Genomic DNA, 16,536 nt, shown 5'->3' with positions numbered 1-16,536 from the left:
ACAAGAATCTCCAGCCTATCGAGCCTCTTTTTTTTCAGGTGCTATCTATATACCGCCACAAAAAAAAGCCCTTCCATTGCCAGGCAATGAAAGGGCTCGCTTTTAAAGAGTGTTACCAGAAGCGTTGCTGGGTCAACCGACTCCACCAGCTCAGCAATACGCGATCGATCGAACCGCTGGCTGCCATGCCGATGCGCTCCTGTAGCGTTTTACGTTCGGCGTAATGCAAATGATAAAGCTCAGACTGTTTAGCCCGTTCGGCAAGGTATTCATCGCTGGTCTTGAGTTCATCCACCAGTCGCTTGTCCAGGGCCGAGACGCCCAGCCAGATTTCCCCGGTGGCCACTTCGTCGATAGACAGTTGCGGGCGATAACGGGAAACGAAGTTTTTGAACAGCTGGTGGGTGATGTCCAGCTCTTCCTGGAACTTCTCCCGGCCCTTCTCGGTGTTTTCGCCAAACACTGTCAGGGTGCGCTTGTACTCACCGGCCGTCAGCACTTCGAAATCGATGTCGTGCTTTTTCAGCAGGCGATTGACGTTGGGCAACTGCGCCACCACGCCGATCGAGCCGAGAATCGCGAACGGTGCGCTGATAATTTTCTCGCCGATGCACGCCATCATGTAGCCGCCGCTGGCCGCGACCTTGTCGATGCACACCGTCAACGGCACGCCGGCCTCGCGAATGCGCGCCAGTTGCGAAGACGCCAGGCCATAGCTGTGAACCATGCCGCCGCCGCTCTCCAGCCGCAGCACCACTTCATCCTTTGGCGTGGCGAGGGTCAGCAACGCGGTGATTTCGTGGCGCAGGCTTTCGGTGGCCGAGGCCTTGATGTCACCATCGAAATCCAGCACGAATACCCGCGGCTTGGCCTCGGGTTTCTTTTTTTGCTTTTTCTCGGTTTTAGCCTGGGACTTGCGCAGGGCCTTGAGCTGGTCCTTGTCGAGCAAGGTTTGCTCCAGGCGTTCGCGCAGGCCTTTGTAGAAATCATTCAGTTTGCTGACTTGCAACTGGCCGACCGCCTTGCGCCGACCTTTGCTGCGCAGCGCCGCGAAACTGGCCAGGACCACCAGAATGGCGATCACCAGAGTCACGGTCTTGGCCAGAAAAATGGCGTACTCGAACAAAAGCTCCACAAGGACTCCTTCAATCAATGCGCGGGTTAAACACGCGCGGGATACCTCCAGCATACCCATCCGCCGGCTCGACGACCAGCTGTGAAACCTCTGGCAACAGGCCTGTAACGGGCATTTCAAACAAGCGTATGTTTTTTCATTGACAGCTCACCGCCATCCCCATAACCTCGCCAAACCTTCAACGTACCGGGATGACGCGGACGTGGGCAGCATCTATTTGATTCGACATGGCCAGGCCTCCTTTGGTGCAGACGACTATGACGTTCTGTCGCCGACCGGTATTCGCCAGGCAGAAGTCCTCGGCCGGCACCTGGCCGAACTCGGTGTCAGCTTCGATCGCTGCCTGTCGGGCGACCTGCGCCGTCAGCAACACACGGCCACCAGCGCGCTGGAACAGTTCGCCGCGGTGGGCTTGCCGGTACCAACGCTGGAAATCGATTGCGCCTTCAACGAATTCGACGCCGACGCGGTGATCCGTGCCCTGCTGCCGGCCATGCTGGAGGACGAGCCCGAGGCGCTGGAGATCCTGCGCAACGCCGCGCAAAACCGTGCCGAGTTCCAGCGTATCTTCGCCCTGATCATCGAGCGCTGGCTCGCCGGCACCTATGACACACCGGGCCTGGAAAGCTGGCTGGGCTTCGTCGATCGTGTGCAGGCTGGCCTGCAGCGGCTGCTCGAAAATGCCGACAACACCCAGAAAATCGCCGTATTCACCTCCGGTGGCACCATCACTGCCCTGCTCCATCTCATTACGCAAATGCCTGCCCGGCAGGCCTTTGAACTGAACTGGCAAATCGTCAACACCTCGCTCAACCTGCTCAAGTTTCGTGGTCGCGAGGTGACCCTGGCTTCCTTCAACAGTCATACGCACCTGCAACTGCTGAAGGCCCCGGAACTCATCACGTTTCGCTGATTCCGGACTATTGTGACCCTGTCTGTAATTACCCAGCTCTTATTACCCAAGAAAGGATCGAACCATGACCTCCGTAGCTGATGCCGTACAAAAAATGAAAGCCAAGTTCAACCCAGCCGCTGCAGCCGGTCTGGACCTGGTATTCGGTTTCAACATCACCGACGAAGACAAGCATTACTCGCTGATCGTAAAAGATGGCACCTGCGAACTGCAAGAAGGCGAAAATGCTGACGCCAACGTGACGCTGATCATGGACAGCGAAACCCTGAAAGGCATCGTCAGTGGCGAAACCGACGGCATGCAAGCCTTCATGGGTGGCAAGCTACGAGTGGAAGGCGACATGATGTTGTCGATGAAACTGTCCGAGCTGTTCCCGGCGTAAGCACGCCGCTCCCCTCCGCAGGGAGCACGTCTGGCAGCAAGCGAATCCCGCCCCTCGTGGCGGGATTCGTCGTTTTTCGCCCTCGGAAAACGGCTATCTGCGCAGATGCCGTCTATATTCCTTCTGGCCGCATGCGTCAGACATCGGCTGTTTGCCCTCGCTTCTTTTGTAAAGGACTGTGTGGAGAACACTGCCATGAGCCCACCTGACGAGCACAATGACTACAGTCGCCGCCGTGTACTGCAAGGTCTTTCGGCAGGCGCCATTGGCGCCTGGATCAGTCCGCTAACCGCAGGGAGTAAAACCATGCCCGATGCCCCCGCCGACCTGATTCTGTACAACGGACGCCTGCACACCGTCGACCGCAAGAAACCCCAGGCCAGCGCCGTCGCGATCAAGGACGGGCACTTCGTAGTGGTCGGCAGCGATGCCCAGGCCATGGCCCTGCAAGGCCCCGGCACGCAGATCATTGACCTGCATGGGCGCACGGTGATTCCCGGTCTCAACGACTCCCATCTGCACCTGATTCGTGGCGGCCTCAATTACAACCTCGAACTGCGCTGGGAAGGCGTGCCGTCCCTGGCTGATGCGCTGCGTATGCTCAAGGATCAGGCCGACCGCACCCCCACGCCGCAATGGGTGCGGGTGGTCGGTGGCTGGAACGAGTTCCAGTTTGCCGAAAAACGCATGCCGACCCTTGAAGAACTGAACAAAGCCGCACCGGACACCCCGGTGTTCGTCCTGCACCTCTACGACCGTGCCCTGCTCAACCGCGCCGCGCTGAAAGTAGTCGGCTACACCCGCGACACGCCGAACCCGCCGGGTGGCGAGATCCAGCGCGATGCCAATGGCGACCCCACCGGCATGCTGATCGCCCGCCCGAACGCGATGATCCTCTACTCGACCCTGGCCAAGGGGCCGAAGCTGCCACTGGAATATCAGGTCAACTCCACCCGCCAGTTCATGCGCGAACTCAATCGACTGGGTGTCACCAGCGCCATCGATGCCGGCGGCGGTTATCAGAATTACCCGGACGACTATCAAGTCATTCAGCAACTGGCCAAAGACCAACAGCTCACGGTGCGCATTGCCTACAACCTGTTCACCCAGAAACCCAAGGAAGAGCTGAGCGATTTCAAAAACTGGACCAGCACCTCCCATTACGGCCAAGGCAATGACTTCCTGCGGCACAACGGCGCTGGGGAAATGCTGGTGTTTTCGGCTGCGGATTTCGAAGACTTCCTCGAGCCACGCCCCGACCTGCCGCAAACCATGGAGCAGGAACTGGAACCGGTGGTGCGGCATCTGGTGGAGCAGCGCTGGCCCTTCCGCCTGCACGCCACCTACAACGAATCCATCAGCCGCATGCTCGACGTGTTCGAGAAAGTCGACCGGGATATTCCGTTCAACGGTTTGCCGTGGTTCTTCGATCACGCCGAAACCATCACCCCGCGGAACATCGAACGGGTCAAGGCCCTGGGCGGCGGCATCGCCATTCAGGACCGCATGGCGTTCCAGGGCGAATACTTCGTCGACCGTTACGGAGCAAAAGCGGCTGAAGCAACACCACCCATCACGCGCATGCTCGCCGAGGGCGTACCGGTGGGTGCCGGCACCGATGCCACGCGCGTCTCCAGCTACAACCCCTGGACATCGCTGTACTGGCTGGTCAGCGGCCGCACCGTCGGCGGGCTGGCGCTCTACCCGCAAGGCTTGAGCCGCGATACCGCGCTGGAACTGTTCACCCACGGCAGCGCCTGGTTTTCCTCCGAACAAGGCAAGAAAGGCCAGATCAAGGTCGGGCAACTGGCGGACCTGATTGCGCTGTCGGCGGATTACTTTCACATCGAAGACGAAGCCATCAAATGGATCGAATCGGTGCTGACCATTGTCGACGGCAAGATCGTTCACGGTAGCGTCGAGTTCGAAAAACTGGGGCCACCGCCAATCCCGGTGGTGCCAGAGTGGTCGCCGGTGGTGAATGTACCGGGGCACTGGAAACCCCTGGCGCCACTGACCGCGCAAGTGCATCAGTGTGTGGGCGCGTGCGCGGTGCATGCCCACAGCCATGAACGGGCGCGGTTGTCATCGGCGCCGGTCAGTGACTTTCAAGGGTTTTGGGGGGCGTTTGGGTGTTCGTGTTTTGCGTTCTAAACCACAGCCCCCAAGTGCCACCGACCTAATCTGGGAGCGAGCCTGCTCGCGATGGAGGGTTAACACTCAACAGTGATGTTGGCTGTCAGTCCGCTATCGCGAGCAGGCTCGCTACCACATTAAATCGCTGCTCAACCTTCTGTACCGAAACACTCGCTCACGCAAGCTTGATCTCGATCAGTTGTTCTCTCCCCCGCACTCTCTACTATCGCGCTTCCATCGAAGGCCAAGGACGGCTCATTGGGAGCCTGCGGTCCATCATTCTCAAGGAAGAGTCAATCATGCGGTCATTGAAGATCATTCTGCTGGCATCGGCGTTCAACGGCCTGACCCAACGAGCCTGGCTGGATTTGCGTCAGGCCGGCCACTCGCCCAGTGTGGTGCTGTTCACCGATGAAGACGCGGTGTGCGAGCAGATTGAACACTCCGGCGCCGACCTGGTGATCTGCCCGTTTCTCAAGGACCGAGTACCGCAGCAACTGTGGAGCAACCTCCAGCGTCCGGTAGTGATCATTCATCCGGGCATCGTCGGCGACCGTGGCGCCAGTGCGCTGGACTGGGCGATCACCCGTGAGCTCAGCCGCTGGGGCGTGACCGCGTTACAAGCGGTGGAGGAAATGGATGCCGGGCCGGTCTGGGCCACCTGTGAATTCAACCTGCCCCAGGGTCTGCGCAAATCCGAGTTGTACAACGGGCGCGTTAGCGACGCAGCTATTTCCTGCATTCGCGAAGTCGTGGAAAAATTTATCGACGGTTTCGATCCAGTGCCTTTGGACTACAGCCAACGCCATGTGATTGGCCGCTTGCAGCCGAACATGAAGCAAGTCGACCGGGTCTTCAGCTGGCACGACAGCGCACACCTCGTCAAACGCCGCATTGACGCCGCCGACGGTCAGCCCGGCGTATTGGCCAGCCTGGCCGGCGGTCAGTATTACCTGTATGACGCTCATCTGGATTCGCGCTGCGGCACGCCGGGAGAGATTCTCGCGGTGCACGACGATGCGGTGCTGGTGGCCACCGGCGATCGCAGTCTGTGGATTGGTTCGCTGCGACGCAAACCCCAGCCCGGCGAAGAAACCTTCAAGCGTCCGGCCCGACATGTGCTCGCCGAACAGCTTGCGCAAGTCCCGACCCTTGATTGGTCGATCGCCTCTCAGCCGTTTAACGACGAAAGCTATCAACCGATCCGCTATCGCGAATCAGGCCACGTCGGCGAGTTGACCTTCGAGTTTTACAACGGAGCCATGAGCACCGAACAGTGCCAGCGACTGGTGGAGGCCCTGCGCTGGGCCAAGTCCCGGGACACCCAAGTGCTGCTGATCAAGGGTGGGCGTGGCAGTTTCTCCAACGGCGTACACCTCAATGTGATCCAGGCCGCAGCGGTTCCGGGGCTGGAAGCCTGGGCCAATATTCAGGCGATCGATGACGTCTGCCAGGAACTGCTCAGCGCCCGGCAACTGGTGGTCAGCGGACTGACCGGCAATGCCGGGGCGGGTGGCGTGATGCTGGCGCTGGCTGCCGATATTGTCTTCGCCCGCTCCGACATCGTGCTCAACCCCCATTACAAAACCATGGGCCTGTACGGCTCCGAATACTGGACCTACAGCCTGCCCCGCGCCGTCGGCCCGGCGATGGCGGAAAAACTCACCGAAGACTGTCTGCCGATCAGCGCCGTCCAGGCCTTGCAGCTGGGCATGGTCCAGGAAATCGGCCCACGCTGTCCGGACGAGTTTAGTCTGTGGCTGTTGCAGCGGGCCAATGGAGCGTTAAGTGATCCGGCGTATCAGGCGGTGCGCGAGCGTAAAAGCGGGTTCGATACTCAATTGATGCAACACTGCCGCAACGCCGAGCTGGAAGAAATGCACCAGGACATGGTGCAGAACCGCAAACAGTTCGCCGAGAAGTGCCGTAATTTTGTGCTTAAGCGCAAGGCGTGTGGCACGCCGCAACGGTTGGTGGCCGATTGGGCGGTGGTGAAGGAGGTTGAGTTCGCGAAAGCTGCGATCTTTTGATGTTCGTTATCCCAGCAGCAACCCCTGCTCACGCTCGCACAACTCCACCACGTAATCCCACAACACCCGCAGCCGCACCGATTTGTGCAGCTCGCGACGAGTGCTGATCCAGTAGCTGCGCTGAATGCTTTCGTCCGGCAGTAATGGCACCAGTTCAGGATCGGCGCTGGCCATGTAGCACGGCAGCACCGCGATGCCGAGGCCCGAGCGCGCGGCCTGTTGCTGGGCGATGACGCTGGTGCTGTGAAACACCACTTGGGGGTTGCGGCAGAAGCTGTTGAGGAACATCAGTTCCTGGCTGAACAGCAAGTCGTCGACGTAGCCGATCCACGCATGGCGGCCGAGGTCTTCGCGACTGCGCAGGGGTGGCGAGCGGTCCAGATAGGCCTGGCTGGCATAGAGCGCCAGCCGATAATCGGTGAGTTTGCGGGTGACCAGCATGTCGGCGGCCGGGCGTTCCAGGTGAATGCTGATCTCTGCTTCACGGTTGAGGATGCTGACGAAGCGCGGGACCGCCACCAGTTCCACTTCCAGCCCCGGGTAGCGTTCGAATAACCCGTTCATGCGGCTGGCGAGAAACATGATGCCCAGCCCCTCCGTCACCCCGACGCGGATCTTGCCCAGCGGCGCGGTGGATTGGGTGATTTCTTCCTGAGCCAGCAACGCGACGTTTTCCATGGCCTCGGCGTGCTTGAGCAGCGCTTCGCCGGCCGGGGTCAGTTCGTAGCCTTGGGCATGCTGGACGAACAGCGCGGTGCCGAGGCTTTTTTCGATCGCCTCGATGTGCCGGGCCACGGTGGCGTGGGTGGTGTTCAAGCGGCGGGCGGCGGTCAGCAAACGGCCGCTGCGCTGCAATTCGAGAAAAAACCGCAGGTCATTCCAGTCGAACATGAACCATCCTAGAGGCGATGCCGTTAACCACGCTGTTTAAAAACGCACAGCGGCTGCGTAAAAACTAACATTCTTTTAACGAAAGCTAACAACTAGGATGACCGACAACAAGAACAACAATACGAGGTCAGGGATGCAGACTTCCCTTGATGAATACGATTACATCGTGGTCGGCGCCGGGCCGGCCGGGTGTTTGCTGGCCAATCGACTGTCGGCCAACCCGCAACATCGCGTACTGCTGCTCGAAGCCGGTGGCCGCGACAACTACCCGTGGATTCACATCCCGGTGGGTTACCTGTTCTGCATCGGCAACCCGCGCACCGACTGGTGCTTCAAGACCGAAACGCAACCGGGCCTGCAAGGCCGCGCCCTGAGCTACCCGCGTGGCAAGGTGCTTGGCGGCTGTTCCTCGATCAACGGCATGATCTACATGCGCGGCCAGGCCGGCGATTACGATGGCTGGGCGGCCGAGGGCAATCCCGGCTGGGGCTGGCAAGACGTGCTGCCGCTGTTCAAACAAAGCGAAAACCATTTTGCCGGCGATTCGGAGTTTCACGGTGCCGCCGGCGAATGGCGGATCGAGCGGCAACGTCTGTCATGGCCAATTCTCGATGCCTTCCGCACCGCTGCCGAACAAAGCGGCATCGCCAGCATCGATGACTTCAACCAGGGCGATAACGAAGGCTGCGGCTACTTCCAGGTCAATCAGAAGGCCGGTGTGCGCTGGAACGCGGCCAAAGCGTTTCTCAAACCGGTCCGCCACCGCACCAATCTCACGGTGCTGACCGATGTTGAAGTGGACCGTGTGCTGCTGGAAAACAGCCGCGCCTCGGCGATCAGCGCGCACTGGCAAGGCCAGGCGAAGACCTTCAAGGCACGCAAGGAAATTGTTCTGTGTGCCGGCTCCGTCGGTTCACCGGGCATCCTGCAGCGTTCCGGCATCGGCCCTCGCCCGTTGCTGCAAAAACTCGGCATTGGTGTTGCCCATGAGCTGCCCGGCGTGGGTGGCAACCTGCAGGACCACCTGCAACTGCGGCTGATCTACAAACTGGAAAACGCCCGCACCCTGAACCAGATCGCCGGCACGCTGTGGGGCAAGATGGGCATGGGCCTGCGTTATCTGTATGACCGCAGCGGCCCGCTGTCCATGGCCCCGAGCCAACTCGGCGCCTTCGCCCGTTCGGGACCGGAGCAGACCTCGGCGAACCTCGAATACCACGTGCAACCCCTGTCGCTGGAGCGTTTCGGCGAACCGCTGCACGCCTTCCCCGCCTTCACCGCATCGGTCTGCGATCTGCGTCCGCAAAGCCGTGGCCGAATAGACATTCGCTCCGCCGACCCGCGGGAAGCGCCGCTGATCCAGCCCAACTACCTGAGCCATCCGCAAGACTTGCGAGTAGCCGCCGACGCAATCCGCCTGACCCGCCGCATCGTTGCTGCACCGGCCCTGCAAGCGTTCAAACCGGTGGAATACCTGCCCGGCGACAGCTTGCAGAGCGAAGAACAATTGCACGAAGCCGCCGCCCGGATCGGCACCACCATTTTCCACCCGGTGGGCACCTGCCGGATGGGCAACGACGCGGATGCAGTGGTCGACGCCGAGCTGCGCGTGCATGGCGTCCCCGGCCTGCGCATCGCCGACGCCTCGATCATGCCGCGCATCACCTCGGGCAACACCTGCTCGCCGACGCTGATGATTGCCGAGAAAGCTGCGCAGCTGATCCTTGCCACTACTGTAGACAGCCCCTCTGTGGGATCGCACTAGATTTAAGGACGTTGAAATACCGCTGCAAGGACTACGCAACACCAGTGGAACAACAAAAACAATCACTGTGAGGGGTACCGATATGTCAGAACATGTTCAGCCTCTGGAAGCCGTCCGCAGCGCGGGCACCAGTCAGGAAACCCAGAAAGTCATCTTCGCCTCGTCCCTGGGGACGGTGTTCGAGTGGTACGACTTTTTCCTCTATGGCGCCCTCGCGGCGGTCATCAGCAAACAGTTCTTTGCCGGGGTCAACGACACCACGGCGTTCATCTTCGCACTGATGGCCTTCGCCGCCGGCTTCATCGTGCGGCCGTTCGGTGCGTTGGTGTTCGGACGGTTGGGGGACATGATCGGGCGTAAATACACGTTCCTCGCGACTATCGTTCTCATGGGCCTGGCGACCTTCTGCGTCGGCTTGCTGCCGACTTACGCAAGCATCGGCATCGCCGCGCCGATCATCCTCGTGGTGCTGCGCATGCTCCAGGGCCTGGCGCTGGGCGGTGAGTATGGCGGCGCTGCCACTTACGTCGCCGAACACGCACCGATCGGCAAACGCGGCTTCCACACCAGCTGGATTCAATCCACCGCCACCCTCGGCTTGCTGCTGTCGCTACTGGTGGTACTCGGCTGCCGCTACTTCACCGGCGACCAGTTTGAAGTCTGGGGCTGGCGTATTCCGTTTCTGTTTTCGATCGTGCTGTTGGGCATTTCCACCTGGATTCGCCTGAGCCTGCACGAGTCGCCTGCGTTCGTGAAAATGAAAGAGGAAGGCAAACTCTGCAAGTCGCCGCTACGCGATTCCTTCGGCAAATGGGACAACCTTAAAGTGGTGCTGATTGCCCTGTTCAGCATCAACGCCGGGCAAGCGGTGACCTTCTATGCCGCGCAGTTCTACGTGCTGTTCTTCCTTACGCAGTTCCTGAAAATGGACCCGGCCCTGGCCAACAGCCTGCTGATTGTCAGCGTGATCATTGGCGCGCCGTTCTTCATCTTTTTTGGCTGGCTGTCGGACAAGGTCGGACGCAAACCGGTGCTGATGATCGGCCTGCTGCTGGCCACCGCGCTGTACTTCCCGATCTTCAAGACCCTGGCCCACTACGCCAACCCCGCCATCGACCAGGCCAGCCGCCAGGCCCCGATCACCGTATTGGCCGACCCGGCCACCTGCACCTTCCAGTTCGACCCGGTGGGCAAGGCAAAATTTGATAGCCCGTGCGACAAGGTCAAAACCTTCCTGGTCAAACAGGGCCTGCCCTACAACAGCGAAGCGGCCCCGGCCGGCAGCGGCGTGCAGGTGAGCGTCGGTGACGTGAAGCTCGACGGCTTTGACGAAGCGGCCTTGCGCGGTGCAGTGACCCTGGCCGGGTATCCGTCAAAAGCCGATATCCAGCTGATCAACAAACCGATGATCGTGGCGCTGATTGTCGCGCTGATCATCATCTCCGCCATGTGCTACGGCCCTCTGGCGGCGCTGATGGTTGAACTGTTCCCGACCCGTATTCGCTACACCTCGATGTCCCTGCCCTATCACATCGGTAACGGCTGGTTCGGTGGTTTCCTGCCGACGGTATCGTTTGCCCTGGTGGTGTACACCGGGGATATTTTCTACGGACTGTGGTACCCGGTGGTGATTACCGGGGTGAGCCTGGTGGTGGGGATGATGTGTTTGCGTGAGACGAAAAACGTGGACCTCGATAAAAACTGAGCGCTAACGGAAGGTTGGTTAGTGGCGAGGGAGTGAGCTCTCTCGCCACAAAATGCTTTCTCCACATCAGGTTTTGAGCACCTCAAACGTCACTTCCTCAGGATAGAACGCCACATACCCGCCAATCTGCGCAACCGACACCTTGGGGTGCTCATAACTCCATACCGCGTTGGCACTTTCATGCCCGGGGATCTGCAGGCTGTAATAGCTGGCATCGCCCTTGTACGGGCAATAGCTGGTGTGGTCGGTGCGGGCGAAATACTGTTCGGCGATGTCCTCCCGCGGGATGTAGTACACCGGAGGATAATTGGTCTCATGCATGACCAGCGCCCGAGTGGACGACGCCACCTGAATGCCATGAAACTTCACCACCACGCAGCCGGGCTGGGGCTTGATGGTGATGGGTTGACCGGGACCTGGGGCTTTCATGAGGTCGGTTCCTCTGTTGCTGTTGTGCTGTGTCCGTGCCCATCAGGTATACCCCATGTTCCGGCATCGCGAGCACTTCGCAGCCGAACGGAGCCCGCTTCAGTCGCTGTGCTATCGGGTCGCAGACAATGCCCAAGCGTATCGTTCATCCACTGCCATTGACGCTGGATTGACCGCTGTCATCAACCGCAACAGCTTAAGCTGTACATCCATACAGATAAAGATTGCTCCATCGCTCATCACCCGCCATTCTGTGCACCTCTCAAACACTGATCGACGAGGGTGGTTATGCGGCTGTATCTCTGTGAAAAACCTTCCCAGGCCAAAGACATCGCGGCCGTGCTCGGTGCCCGGCGCCGGGGCGACGGCTGCTGGCTGGGAACGGACGTCACAGTGACCTGGTGCATTGGCCACCTACTGGAAACCGCGCCGCCGGATGCCTACGACGCGCGTTACAAACGCTGGGTGCTGGCAGATCTGCCGATCATTCCGGAAAAATGGAAAATGACCGTCAAGCCGCGCACGGCCAGCCAGTACAAAGCGGTCAAACGCCTGCTCGGCGAGGCCAGTGAACTGGTGATTGCCACCGACGCCGACCGTGAGGGCGAAATGATCGCCCGGGAACTGGTGGAACATTGCCGTTATCGCGGGCCGATTCGGCGGCTGTGGTTGTCGGCACTGGACGATGCGTCGATCCGCAAGGCTCTCGCGGCGCTCAAACCTGGGGCCGAGACGTTCAGCCTCTATCATTCGGCGTTGGGGCGCTCCCGGGCCGACTGGTTGATCGGGATGAACATGAGTCGCCTGTTCACCTTGCTGGGGCGTCAGTCCGGCTATCAGGGTGTGTTGCCGGTCGGTCGGGTGCAGACGCCGACTTTGCGGCTGGTGGTGGATCGCGACCGCAGCATTGCCGATTTCGTCCCGGTGGCCTACTGGGCCATCGACGTGCAACTGCTGCACGATGGCACGGCGTTCATGGCCCAATGGCGTGCGGCATCGGACGCCTGCGACGATCAGGATCGCTGCCTGAATCAGGCGCTGGCCCAGCAGGCGGCTGCGGCCATTGGCAACGCGACGAGCGCTCGGGTGATCAAACTGCGCACCGAGCGCATGCGCGAAGTCGCGCCGCTGCCGTTCGACCTGGGCACCTTGCAGGAAGTCTGCTCGAAAAAACTCGGGCTCGGCGCTCAGGAAACCCTCGATATCGCCCAGGCCCTGTATGAAACCCATAAAGTCATCACCTACCCGCGCAGCGACTGCGGCTACCTGCCCCTGAGCCAGCACAGCGAAGCGCCGGGTATCCTTGCCGCGCTCAGGCAAGCCGACCCAGCGCTGAACGCCTTGCACGATTATCTGGAGCCGCAACGCCGCTCGCGGGCCTGGAACGATGCCAAGGTCAGCGCGCACCACGGCATCATTCCGACCGCTGCGGCGAAGAATCTCGACCGCCTGGTGGGCAAGCAACGGGCGGTCTACACCCTGATTCGTGCGCGCTACCTGGCGCAGTTCCTGCCTAACCATGAATACGACCGGACCCAGGCCGACTTCGACTGTGCCGGTGAAGCCTTGCGCGCTGTAGGCAAGCAGATTGTCGAGCCCGGCTGGAAACGCGCCCTGCCCGAGGCCCTTGCGCCTGCCAAGGGCCGCGAAATACCGGCACCGCAAACACTACCAACACTGGCCGAAGGACGTGACTGCGCGGTGGCCGACGTGAAACTCAAGGACCTCTGGACCCAACCACCCAAGCCGTTCACCGAAGGCGATCTGATCAAGGCAATGAAGAACGTCGCCAAGCTGGTGGAAGATCCGCTGCTCAAGCAAAAGCTCAAGGACACCACCGGCATCGGCACCGAAGCCACACGCGCCTCGATCATCCAGGGCCTGCTGGATCGCGGTTATCTGATCAAGAACGGCAAGGCCCTGGCCGCGACGCCGGCGGCTTTCAGCCTGATCGATGCTGTGCCGCGAGCGATTGCCGACCCCGGCACCACGGCAATCTGGGAACAGGCGCTGGACATGGTGCAGAGTGGTGAAATGAGCCTTGAGGAATTCGTCACTAAACAGGCTGCATGGATGAGCAAGCAAGTGGCACGTTGCGCCGGCCTGAACCTGGCCATCAGCGGGCCGGCAAGCCCGGCCGGGCGTGGCGCCACGCCATGGAAAAACAAACGCAAACCTGCCAAACGCAAGCCTTCGACCGGTGCCAAACGCGCGGCGAAACCGGCGAGCAAGGTTTGAGGGCAGCGAATCGAAATGGTCTAGTGTTCTTCAATGTCAGTTAAGACACGGAAGGTACGACCATGGCGACAATCAGGAGCCAGCCCTCGATAGAACTGCACGCCGCCCAGCGCGACGAGCTGGAGACCATCGAAAACCTGATGCAGTTCTACATGTACGATTTCAGCGAATGGCTGCCGCTGAAGCTCGGGGAGCAGGGTTTTTTCAACATCCAGCCCAAACTGGATTACTGGCGCAAACCGGCAACCCAGCCGTTTCTGATCAGGGTCGACGGCGAACTGGCGGGGTTCGTGACCGTGGATGACGAAACTCATATCGTCGGCGCCGAATACAACATCGGCTACTTTTTTGTCAGTCGACGCTTTCGTGGCCAAGGTGTCGCGAAGTTTGTCGTCTCTGCCCTCTTGAGCCGGTTCCCCGGTCAATGGCAGATTTTCCACATCGATGCCAACCAACCTGCGCGGCTGTTCTGGGCCAGGGTGATACCCAACCTCACAAGCGGCGAGTTCACCGTGCATCAGCTGCCGATCGACGGTTATCCATGCACCGTTTACCGCTTTACAAGATCGCAGCCTTCGGCAACGCCTACGGGGCCGGGGTAAGCGCTGCCGAAGAGTCCAAGCGCTGGCCACGCTGATTTTCTAATTCCAAAACCACTTTGTCCGACAATATGTAGTGAACAAAAATATTCACTACAAAAGCGTTGACGCCTCCGATTTGCCCTTGCATGATGCAGACGTCTCCCCGATCGGGAGTACAGGCAACACGTTTGAGCAAGCTCGTCTGACCGCCGAGCTGTTTTTCCCGGATACATGCTGCCCACAAGGCAGATTGAAGAAGCTGACCTGGCCTGAACGTCCAGTACAAAGACGAGAAGCGCTGGCGATCAATCCTCATGAAGCTTGTGGCCGACCCTGAAAACGTCGGCAGTGGCCTCCAGGTTTTCGCTGCTTCTCTTCGTTGTGACGCTATTGCGTAGCAGTTATTCAACACGACTACATGCAACAGACGCGCGCCCCCGTCGTATTGACGGTCGACCGCTGACGTCCTGGTTTCGGTGCCAGGGATCAACTAACCGATGGGCTACCTGTATTAGCGAATCAACTTTGAAAGATCACCAAATGGTCAAGGGGCTTACAATGAATCTGAACAATCAACCTACTATCGATGAACTGGCTCGCTTGTTCGCTGCGCAAAAAGACAGCCATGACAGCCATATTCTGTGGATCAGCAAATCGGGCCAGGTCCATATCGACTGCCTGTCGCCCCATGCCCACGAAGAAGAGTTCGACAAGAACAACCAGAACCTGCTGGCCCGCCTGAAGATGTACCGGCGCGGCCAGGGCTATGTCGGCAAGAAAGCCGCAGCCGACAAGGACTTCATCGGCAACGTGCTGCAAACGCTGAAACAGACGTGGGCCTCGCTGCAGAACCAGAATGAAGTTCGGGTGATTGATCGGTTGTACTGATCTCTGCCAAATACAAGAAGGCCCCGCTCGATTTATCGAGCGGGGCCTTTTTTTGTTTCTTGCGTCTGCACCTCTAACTTCGCACCGGGTCAAAAGAACAGGACTATGGTTAACACAGCGCTGGACATCGGTTTATCTACTGGAGGTCTGCGATGAAAACAACCCTGACATTCATGCTACTGGCATTGGCGAGCGCAGCTTATGGGAACAGTGTTCCCGGCGTTCCCGCCTTCGATGTGGACTGCCCCGGGAAAATCATGGTCCACGCCGACCAGGATGGTCCGGTGATGATCAACAGCAAAGAAGCCCAGACCAAAATGATCAATGATCGTCTTTTCGAGGCCAAGGGGCCGGATGTGACGATCTCAATCAGCATCGCGAATGACGACTCGGTAGGCGTGACCTATACCAGCAAGAAAGGCGGCAATAATATCTGCCAGTCGGTGGATGATTGATTCACACGCTGGTGCTGCCGGCCATCACCAGGTTCGCGAACGCCACCGACGCGGCGCTGTGATAGTTGTTCTTCCTGCGCAGCAATGCCGCGTCGCGCCGGGGTGCCTCGCTCTGTAATTCAATCCGGCGCAATGCCCGTTCCGCAGTGGCGATGGGCTCCGGGAGGATGGTGGCCATCGGCGTGTGGCGAATGACCTCCAGCAACGTACTCACCGAGTTCACTTCGATCGCCACCTTGGGCGTGATGCTCTGTTGCCGAAAATACTCGTCGATCGAGGACCGGGTGATGAAGCCCGGCGTCAGCAACGCGAACTGCAGTTGCGCCATCTCCTTTGGTGATAGCGGGTTCTGCCGCTCGTACAACGGATGATGGTGCCCGACCATCACGCCCAGGGTCTCGACAAACGCCGGCACACACTCAATATCGGGACTCCTCACCGGGGTGAAGGCAATGGCAATGTCCAGCGAGTCATCGAGCAACCCCGCCTCGATGTCATCCATCGACAACTCGAAAATCTGCAGGTGGATGTTCGGAAACTTCGCCGCGTAATCGCGCACCAGCGGCCCCACCAGATACGCCATGAACGTTGGTGTCATGGCCAGTCGCAACGTGCCGCGAGACAAGTCCTTCACGTCATGCAGCGCGCGCTTGCCCGCTTCAAGCTCCACCAGCACCCGCCGGGCGCATTCGATATAGGCCTGCCCTGCGTCGGTCGGTTTGACCGTGCGTGAGGTGCGGTCGAACAGGCTGACGCCCAGGGTTTCCTCCAGTTGCCGGATCTGCTGGGACAGCGTCGGTTGGGAGACGTGTAACGCCTCGGCGGCGCGGGTGAAGCCGCCGTGGTCGGCGACCGCCAGCAGGTAGCGCAAATGTCGGAGCAGCATGGGACGCATCATCTATAGGCAGGACTTATGCAAAGCATTGTATATCGATCTTGGACGCTATTGATCAATCAACCGAAGATGACTCCACTTTCCAGCCACACC

Annotated in this window: 14 protein-coding genes; 10 read left to right on the top strand and 4 right to left on the bottom strand. The window is 59.8% G+C overall.

Annotation, left to right across the window (positions count from 1 at the left end; all coding sequences use genetic code 11):
- Window positions 1-112 precede the first annotated feature (112 nt).
- The gene (sohB, locus tag J3D54_RS20790; RefSeq protein WP_253422252.1) at window positions 113-1,135 is read right to left on the bottom strand and encodes a protease SohB; all 1,023 of its coding nucleotides are present in this window, start codon (window positions 1,133-1,135) and stop codon (window positions 113-115) included.
- Between the two features lie 202 nt (window positions 1,136-1,337).
- On the opposite strand from sohB, the gene J3D54_RS20785 reads away from it, so the two are divergent.
- From J3D54_RS20785 to J3D54_RS20770, 4 genes are all read left to right on the top strand, one after another.
- Window positions 1,338-2,048, top strand: coding sequence for a histidine phosphatase family protein (locus J3D54_RS20785; RefSeq protein ID WP_253422250.1), 711 nt, complete (start codon window positions 1,338-1,340; stop codon window positions 2,046-2,048).
- Window positions 2,049-2,112: 64 nt separating this feature from the next.
- Window positions 2,113-2,430: an SCP2 sterol-binding domain-containing protein gene (locus tag J3D54_RS20780; protein WP_253422248.1), complete on the top strand. Its 318-nt coding sequence runs from the start codon at window positions 2,113-2,115 to the stop codon at window positions 2,428-2,430.
- Window positions 2,431-2,736: 306 nt separating this feature from the next.
- Window positions 2,737-4,584 carry an amidohydrolase gene (locus J3D54_RS20775; RefSeq protein WP_253426686.1) on the top strand — a complete coding sequence of 616 codons (1,848 nt, stop codon included), beginning with the start codon at window positions 2,737-2,739 and terminating at the stop codon, window positions 4,582-4,584.
- Window positions 4,585-4,865: 281 nt separating this feature from the next.
- Window positions 4,866-6,596, top strand: coding sequence for a hydrogenase maturation protein (locus tag J3D54_RS20770; RefSeq protein ID WP_253422246.1), 1,731 nt, complete (start codon window positions 4,866-4,868; stop codon window positions 6,594-6,596).
- Window positions 6,597-6,602: 6 nt separating this feature from the next.
- Here the strand turns inward: J3D54_RS20770 and J3D54_RS20765 are convergent, their stop codons facing one another.
- Window positions 6,603-7,487, bottom strand: a complete 885-nt coding sequence (locus tag J3D54_RS20765) for a LysR family transcriptional regulator (RefSeq protein ID WP_253422244.1) — start codon at window positions 7,485-7,487, stop codon at window positions 6,603-6,605.
- A 133-nt stretch (window positions 7,488-7,620) separates the two neighbouring features.
- Between J3D54_RS20765 and J3D54_RS20760 the strand changes: the two genes are divergently transcribed.
- Together J3D54_RS20760 and J3D54_RS20755 are read left to right on the top strand one after the other, a co-directional pair.
- On the top strand, window positions 7,621-9,252 hold the full coding sequence (locus J3D54_RS20760) for a GMC family oxidoreductase (protein ID WP_253422241.1): 1,632 nt from the start codon (window positions 7,621-7,623) through the stop codon (window positions 9,250-9,252).
- 82 nt (window positions 9,253-9,334) lie between these two features.
- Entirely contained in the window at window positions 9,335-10,957 is a 1,623-nt protein-coding gene (locus J3D54_RS20755; RefSeq protein WP_253422239.1) for an MFS transporter, read from the top strand.
- Window positions 10,958-11,023: 66 nt separating this feature from the next.
- Here J3D54_RS20755 and J3D54_RS20750 read toward each other — a convergent pair whose 3' ends face one another.
- Window positions 11,024-11,386 carry a DUF427 domain-containing protein gene (locus J3D54_RS20750; protein WP_253422235.1) on the bottom strand — a complete coding sequence of 121 codons (363 nt, stop codon included), beginning with the start codon at window positions 11,384-11,386 and terminating at the stop codon, window positions 11,024-11,026.
- A gap of 288 nt (window positions 11,387-11,674) precedes the next feature.
- Between J3D54_RS20750 and J3D54_RS20745 the strand changes: the two genes are divergently transcribed.
- The 4 genes from J3D54_RS20745 to J3D54_RS20730 all read left to right on the top strand — a co-directional run bounded on the left by J3D54_RS20745 (window position 11,675) and on the right by J3D54_RS20730 (window position 15,548).
- Window positions 11,675-13,624, top strand: a complete 1,950-nt coding sequence (locus J3D54_RS20745) for a DNA topoisomerase III (protein WP_253422233.1) — start codon at window positions 11,675-11,677, stop codon at window positions 13,622-13,624.
- Window positions 13,625-13,686: 62 nt separating this feature from the next.
- Window positions 13,687-14,226, top strand: coding sequence for a GNAT family N-acetyltransferase (locus J3D54_RS20740; protein ID WP_253422231.1), 540 nt, complete (start codon window positions 13,687-13,689; stop codon window positions 14,224-14,226).
- 537 nt (window positions 14,227-14,763) lie between these two features.
- Entirely contained in the window at window positions 14,764-15,093 is a 330-nt protein-coding gene (locus J3D54_RS20735; RefSeq protein ID WP_253422229.1) for a hypothetical protein, read from the top strand.
- 152 nt (window positions 15,094-15,245) lie between these two features.
- Window positions 15,246-15,548, top strand: a complete 303-nt coding sequence (locus J3D54_RS20730) for a hypothetical protein (RefSeq protein ID WP_253422226.1) — start codon at window positions 15,246-15,248, stop codon at window positions 15,546-15,548.
- A gap of 1 nt (window position 15,549) precedes the next feature.
- On the opposite strand, the gene cynR is transcribed toward J3D54_RS20730, so the two are convergent.
- A complete protein-coding gene (cynR, locus tag J3D54_RS20725) occupies window positions 15,550-16,434 on the bottom strand; it encodes a transcriptional regulator CynR (protein WP_253422225.1) in 885 nt (294 codons plus the stop codon).
- Window positions 16,435-16,536 lie beyond the last annotated feature (102 nt).

The sequence above is a fragment of the Pseudomonas sp. GGS8 genome (genome assembly GCF_024168645.1).
Classification (GTDB): Bacteria; Pseudomonadota; Gammaproteobacteria; order Pseudomonadales; family Pseudomonadaceae; genus Aquipseudomonas.
The sequence above is the reverse complement of the archived record's forward strand: the minus strand, read 5'-3'. Positions and strand labels throughout refer to the sequence as shown.

Coding starts and splice junctions, on each gene's coding strand:
- J3D54_RS20740 (WP_253422231.1), top strand. CDS start 13,687: ATGGCGACAATCAGGAGCCAGCCCTCGATAGAACTGCACGCCGCCCAG.
- J3D54_RS20755 (WP_253422239.1), top strand. CDS start 9,335: ATGTCAGAACATGTTCAGCCTCTGGAAGCCGTCCGCAGCGCGGGCACC.
- cynR (WP_253422225.1), bottom strand. CDS start 16,434: ATGCTGCTCCGACATTTGCGCTACCTGCTGGCGGTCGCCGACCACGGC.
- J3D54_RS20745 (WP_253422233.1), top strand. CDS start 11,675: ATGCGGCTGTATCTCTGTGAAAAACCTTCCCAGGCCAAAGACATCGCG.
- J3D54_RS20765 (WP_253422244.1), bottom strand. CDS start 7,487: ATGTTCGACTGGAATGACCTGCGGTTTTTTCTCGAATTGCAGCGCAGC.
- J3D54_RS20770 (WP_253422246.1), top strand. CDS start 4,866: ATGCGGTCATTGAAGATCATTCTGCTGGCATCGGCGTTCAACGGCCTG.
- J3D54_RS20780 (WP_253422248.1), top strand. CDS start 2,113: ATGACCTCCGTAGCTGATGCCGTACAAAAAATGAAAGCCAAGTTCAAC.
- J3D54_RS20775 (WP_253426686.1), top strand. CDS start 2,737: ATGCCCGATGCCCCCGCCGACCTGATTCTGTACAACGGACGCCTGCAC.
- J3D54_RS20760 (WP_253422241.1), top strand. CDS start 7,621: ATGCAGACTTCCCTTGATGAATACGATTACATCGTGGTCGGCGCCGGG.
- J3D54_RS20735 (WP_253422229.1), top strand. CDS start 14,764: ATGAATCTGAACAATCAACCTACTATCGATGAACTGGCTCGCTTGTTC.
- J3D54_RS20730 (WP_253422226.1), top strand. CDS start 15,246: ATGAAAACAACCCTGACATTCATGCTACTGGCATTGGCGAGCGCAGCT.
- J3D54_RS20750 (WP_253422235.1), bottom strand. CDS start 11,386: ATGAAAGCCCCAGGTCCCGGTCAACCCATCACCATCAAGCCCCAGCCC.